This window comes from Microcoleus sp. BM001215392, assembly GCF_036700185.1.
Classification (GTDB): Bacteria; Cyanobacteriota; Cyanobacteriia; order Cyanobacteriales; family Microcoleaceae; genus Microcoleus.
In genome coordinates, this window is sequence record NZ_JAUBOJ010000455.1 from 1 (window position 1) to 5,371 (window position 5,371).

At 45.6% G+C, this 5,371-nt stretch carries 5 protein-coding genes; 4 read left to right on the top strand and 1 reads right to left on the bottom strand.

Translation table 11 applies throughout. From position 1 onward, the window contains the following. Positions 1 to 9: 9 nt before the first annotated feature. Both QT974_RS30530 and QT974_RS30535 read left to right on the top strand, forming a co-directional pair. Positions 10 to 942, top strand: coding sequence for a glycosyltransferase family 2 protein (locus QT974_RS30530; protein ID WP_333472127.1), 933 nt, complete (start codon positions 10 to 12; stop codon positions 940 to 942). A gap of 34 nt (positions 943 to 976) precedes the next feature. Then, positions 977 to 2,242 carry a glycosyltransferase family 4 protein gene (locus QT974_RS30535; RefSeq protein ID WP_333472128.1) on the top strand — a complete coding sequence of 422 codons (1,266 nt, stop codon included), beginning with the start codon at positions 977 to 979 and terminating at the stop codon, positions 2,240 to 2,242. On the opposite strand, the gene QT974_RS30540 is transcribed toward QT974_RS30535, so the two are convergent. Then, positions 2,239 to 2,997 (bottom strand): FkbM family methyltransferase, encoded by a 759-nt coding sequence (locus QT974_RS30540; protein WP_333472129.1) that lies wholly within the window; start codon positions 2,995 to 2,997, stop codon positions 2,239 to 2,241. The genes QT974_RS30535 and QT974_RS30540 overlap by 4 nt on opposite strands. A gap of 47 nt (positions 2,998 to 3,044) precedes the next feature. On the opposite strand from QT974_RS30540, the gene QT974_RS30545 reads away from it, so the two are divergent. Beyond that, positions 3,045 to 3,929 (top strand): glycosyltransferase family 2 protein, encoded by an 885-nt coding sequence (locus tag QT974_RS30545; protein ID WP_333472130.1) that lies wholly within the window; start codon positions 3,045 to 3,047, stop codon positions 3,927 to 3,929. Positions 3,930 to 4,016: 87 nt separating this feature from the next. After that, on the top strand, positions 4,017 to 5,168 hold the full coding sequence (locus QT974_RS30550) for a glycosyltransferase family 4 protein (protein WP_333472131.1): 1,152 nt from the start codon (positions 4,017 to 4,019) through the stop codon (positions 5,166 to 5,168). The last annotated feature ends 203 nt before the right edge of the window (positions 5,169 to 5,371 follow it).

The window sequence follows — 5,371 nt, forward strand, 5'->3', positions numbered from 1 at the left end:
AGTAAGTAAATGCCCGATTGGCAATTGAAAACCCCTGTAGCTTTGATTATTTTTAAACGCCCCGCAGAAACCGAAAGGGTGTTTGCAGAAATTCGCAAAGTTAAGCCGCCGAAACTTTTAGTAGTGGCTGACGGGCCCCGTGCAAATAAACCGGGGGAAGAGCAAGATTGCGATTTAGCTCGTGCGATTGTGGAGCGAGTAGATTGGGATTGCGAAGTGTTAAAAAATTACGCTGACGTGAATCTGGGCTGCCGGCGGCGGGTGTCTAGCGGTATAGATTGGGTGTTCGATCGCGTGGAAGAAGCGATTATTATTGAGGATGATTGTTTACCAGATCCGACGTTTTTCCGTTTTGCCGAAGAATTGCTCGATCGCTACCGAGACGATCGGCGGATCATGTCAATCTCTGGTCAAAATGTTCAGTTCGGGCGAAAAAGAACTGATTACAGTTACTACTTTTCTCGCTACAATCACTGCTGGACTTGGGCGAGTTGGAGGCGAGCTTGGCAGCACTACGATTTAGACATGAAGCTGTGGCCGGAAATTCGCGATGGTAATTTTTTGGCTGATGTACTGCCAGACGCGCAAGCTGTAAAAGTGTGGACAAATATTTTTCAGCTTTGTTATGAGGGAAAAATAGATACTTGGGATTTCCAGTGGGCATTTGCTAGCTTTATTCAAAATGGTATGAATATTCTGGCTAATGTCAATTTAGCTTCTAACATTGGACACGGTATGGGAGGAACCCACACGGCGGATGTCAGCAGTCCATACAATAATATGGTTGCCGAGGCTATAACATTTCCGATGAAACACCCGCCCTTTGCAATTAGGGACACGCAAGCAGATAATTTCACTCAAAATACTTTGTATGATTACGATCCGCCGCTGCTAAAGAAGGTGCAAAAAAAAGTTCATAAACTGTTGAAAAAAACCCAGTAAAATCAGAGATAAATCTAGAGGATAGGCAGGGGAGATGAAGGTTGTAATTCTCAATAGTTCTGATACGGTCGGCGGTGCAGCCCGCGCTGCTTATAGACTGCACCAAGGTTTGCATGGAATTGGCGTGTCTTCGCAAATGCTGGTGAAAAATAAGAAAAGTGGCGATCCAAATGTCATCTTGTCAGAGCCGGGCATTGCAAATAAGTTTGATAAAATTGTTTCAACTATATCTAACTCGCCATTGCGACTTTACCCTCAGAGAAATCCTGTGATATTTTCTCCCCAATGGTTGCCAGATTCCCTAGCTGCTAAAGTTGCCAAAATCCAACCTGATATTATTAACCTGCACTGGGTTTGCGGGGGTTATATGCAAGTAGAAAGTGTTCGGAAGTTTAATCGACCCCTAGTCTGGACGCTCCACGATATGTGGTCTTTTACGGGTGGGTGTCATTACAGCGAAGAGTGCGATCGCTACACTGAATCTTGCGGTAGCTGTCCGCAACTGCACAGCAGCAAAGATGCGGATCTGTCGCGTTGGGTGTGGGAGCGGAAAGCGAAAGCTTGGAAAAATATTGACCTAACTGTGGTTAGCCCTAGTGCTTGGTTGGCTAAATGCGCGAGTTCTAGTTCTTTGTTCAAAGATTATCGAGTTGAGGTAATTCCTTACGGCATCGATATTCAAAAGTACAAACCCATAAAGAGTCAATGGGCGCGAGAAATCCTGAATTTACCTAAAGACAAACAAATTGTACTGTTTGGAATTGCAGGGGGAACTAGCAATCGCTGGAAAGGATTTAATCTGCTAGTATCTGCTTTGCAAAGCCTGACCAAATCTGGCTGGAAAGATCGGATAGAGCTGCTGGTTTTTGGTTCTTCTCAACCGGAAAATGCCGTTGAACTGGGTTTTAATGCTCACTATTTGGGTAATCTAGCAGATGATATCTCCCTCGCAACAGTTTATGCAGCAGCAGATGTCTTCGTCGCCCCTTCTATTTACGATAATTTGCCGAATACGGTGATGGAAGCGGCAGCCTGCGGCATTCCCAGCGTCGGATTCAAGATCGGGGGAATGCCGGATCTGATCGAGCACTGCTCTAATGGCTATTTAGCTAAACCTTATGAAACAGAAGATTTAGCTACAGGTATTGCATGGGTACTGGAAAATCGCGATCGACACCAACAACTTTGTACCAGGGCGCGCCAGAAAGTCGAACAAGAATTCAGCTCAGAGATACAAGCTCGCCGCTACTTGTCGCTGTTTTCCGAACTTGAGGGCGCCGCCCACGGTGCAGCCAATTAAACCAACTGTTTCCGCTGCTCTGCTGTCGCAAAGAAATTAGACTTTCTAAATTGTCCGTTTTCTTTAACAAAAACCATGTCTACTTGAGCCAAAGCTCCATCGAGAGGGCGGATGTAACCGCCAAAAATATCGTAAGTGACAAATCCCCGCTCTTTCATGTAACTGACAACATCGTATAATTGCGGGCCTCCAACAAAGAATTGAAACAGGGATACTTCCAGTATTACTACTTCAGTATCCTCAAGCAATTTGCGACAGCCGTCTAAAACATTCAACTCGGCGCCCTGCACGTCCACCTTCAATAAATAAGGCGCTTTTAAGTTTTTTTCTCGGCAGACATCATCGAGGACAACTAGGGGGATTTCTCGGGGAATACCGTCTGCCAGACTGCCTTCTGACTCGTTGAGAGTAGAAGAACCGTAAAGTTGAGGGTGAACGTTAATCGTAATATTTCCGGCTTGAGCGCCGGCGCCAGCCATGATATACTGAGCTTTGTATTTTTGACAAATTTCTTTTAAATTTTTCTCGTATTCGCTCAAAGGCTCTACGAGCAAGAAGTTGGTTTCGGGAAATTTTTCGTACAATTCAAAAGTTCCGTAGGCAACGCCGACATCTAGAATCGTTTCTGGTTGAAAACCCAACTTGATGAACTGATCGAGCACACCGTACATAGATGTTCTCATGCCTTTTCGCGGGACATCGAATCCCAAAGGCTTGAGCATTGTATAGGCGATTTTTTTGAGGATTTGCCTCATAATTTTTTCCAGACTACAATAATATTGAATGACACTATTATAGATTGATGAAACCACACAGCACGATAGCAACAATCATAACTTGCCACAACCGCAAGCCAAAGACCTTAGCTAGTCTCGCGGCGCTCTTCAATCAAGTGCTGCCAGCAGATGTATTGCTGGTGGTGTATTTAGTGGACGATGCCAGCACTGACGGTACTCCTGAAGCTGTGCGCGAGACTTATCCGCAGGTTAAGTTGCTCGGCGGAGATGGAAATTTGTTTTGGAATGGGGGAATGCGGCAAGGATTTGCTGAAGCGATGAAGCAGGATTATGACTATTACTTATGGCTCAACGATGATACTGTACTGGAACCGTCCGCTTTGAATACTATGCTGGCAACTTCCCGCAGCTTGGCCGATGCTCCGGGTCACACGCGAGCGATTGCGGTGGGTTCGACTCGCGATGAGGTAACTGGGGCGCTGACTTATGGAGGCTGGTTGCGCACTAGCTGGTGGCATCCTTTGCATTTTCGCCTCTTGGAGCCGATCGCAGAACCTCAGCAGTGCGATACTATGAACGGTAATTGCGTTTTAATGCCGCGATCTGTAGCTGAAGTAGTGGGAAACCTAGACCCCGCATTTATTCACAGCATGGGCGATATTGACTACGGTTTGCGATCGGTGCAACAAAATTGTACAGTTTGGGTGGTTCCCGGATACGTGGGAACCTGCTCGACTAACCCGCCCGAGGGTAACTGCTGGGAAGACCCGAACATGAGTTTGCTCGATCGATTTAAAAAGGTACTGCAACCCAAAGGTTATGGGCCAAAAGAGTCGAAAGTGCTGGTACAGCGACACACAAATATATTGTGGCCGATATATTGGCTGTTACCGTATGTGAGGTTGATTTTGACCTCAATCCGCCGAGGCCCTGTAGGGTATCGCGGCTAATATTATTTTTGCCAGCACAGGAAATGGGGAAGATTTTTGGCAACACGGCCACCTTCCTTGTCGTTGCTATAACTAAAGGTGAACCGCATGGATGAACTTCGCATTGCTTGGCTTGTCCCGGAAGTGGAATTGGGAGCTTACTGGCAGCCTGTTTTGAGAGAATTTACGAAAATTTTTAAGCATACTGTATTTTATACCGGTCGTGTTTGGCCGGGGTTCGATCCGGCGCTGCCGGGAGCATCGGCTATTCAGTTGGTGGGAAAGACTAAGTTTATTGAAACCCAAAAGATCGAAACAGGTTACGATCGCGGTTTTATTGCAGTGTCGCCTAGTATTATCGGTCATTTGCTAAAATTTAGACCTGATGTGGTGTTTCCGCAAGCTTTTTCTCTGTGGACTGTCTTGGTAATTATGTTTAAGCCGCTTTGTCAGTGGCGAGTTGCGATTATTTATGACGGAAGTTCGCCGAATACTGATTTTCGAGATTCGAGTTTTCGGACGGTGGTAAGGCGGATATTAGGTCGGTTTGCTGATGCTTTTGTTTCTAACAGCGCTGCGGGGAAGAGATATTTGGTTGAGGTGCTGAATGTACCTGAAAATAAGGTGTTTACGAGGACTTATTTGGTTCCGGATGCGGCGGCGCTTCTCAAACCTTTGGCATCTCAAGATTTGCCAAGTTTGGATTTAAAAAAGCCAGTTTTTTTGTATGTGGGACGGATTACGGCTCGCAAGGGAATTAAGACGCTTTTGGAGGCTTGCGCTCTTTTGGAACAGCAGGGATATTCTGATTATAGTTTATTGATTGTGGGTAAGGGCGATCGCCAAGAGGAATTACAAGCTTTTGTACAAGAGGCAGGTTTTGGCGATCGGGTAAACTGGGTGGGATGGGTGGACTACGGCAATCTGGGAGCTTATTTTCAGCTTGCTGATATTTTTGTATTTCCAACTTTTGAGGATGTCTGGGGTATGGTGGTACCCGAAGCGATGGTGTTTGGCAAACCGATATTATGTTCTAACGGTGCGGCTTCTTGCGAGTTAGTTGTGTCGGGGGAAAACGGTTATATTTTCGATCCTAGCAATGCGAGAGAGTTGGCGGATAAAATGCAAGTTTTTTTAGATAATCCTGATTTGATTGAGTCGATGGGAGAACGTTCGCGACAGCTCATTGCTCAAAAAACTCCTGAAACGGCCGCTAAAGCCTATGTCGAAGTTACATCTTTTTTGATGGGGAAGAGGTGAAGTTGGTTCGGCAACCGATTTAACGGATTTAACGGATGGATGTTGAAGAAGAAGGAAGATGAAACAATTGCCAATTAGATCGTGTCCGATAAATTAGCCTCAATTAAGGTGTTTGTAGTGAGGAGTTTAGTCCTCAGAATTTGGAAGGACTTGCATTCCGAACGCTCGAACCAAAAATTAGACTCAATTAAGGTGTTTGTAGT

What these genes read in the sequence shown, in the direction of transcription:
- QT974_RS30530 (WP_333472127.1), top strand. Translation starts at nt 10, where the DNA reads ATGCCCGATTGGCAATTGAAAACCCCTGTAGCTTTGATTATTTTTAAA.
- QT974_RS30545 (WP_333472130.1), top strand. Translation starts at nt 3,045, where the DNA reads ATGAAACCACACAGCACGATAGCAACAATCATAACTTGCCACAACCGC.
- QT974_RS30540 (WP_333472129.1), bottom strand. Translation starts at nt 2,997, where the DNA reads ATGAGGCAAATCCTCAAAAAAATCGCCTATACAATGCTCAAGCCTTTG.
- QT974_RS30535 (WP_333472128.1), top strand. Translation starts at nt 977, where the DNA reads ATGAAGGTTGTAATTCTCAATAGTTCTGATACGGTCGGCGGTGCAGCC.
- QT974_RS30550 (WP_333472131.1), top strand. Translation starts at nt 4,017, where the DNA reads ATGGATGAACTTCGCATTGCTTGGCTTGTCCCGGAAGTGGAATTGGGA.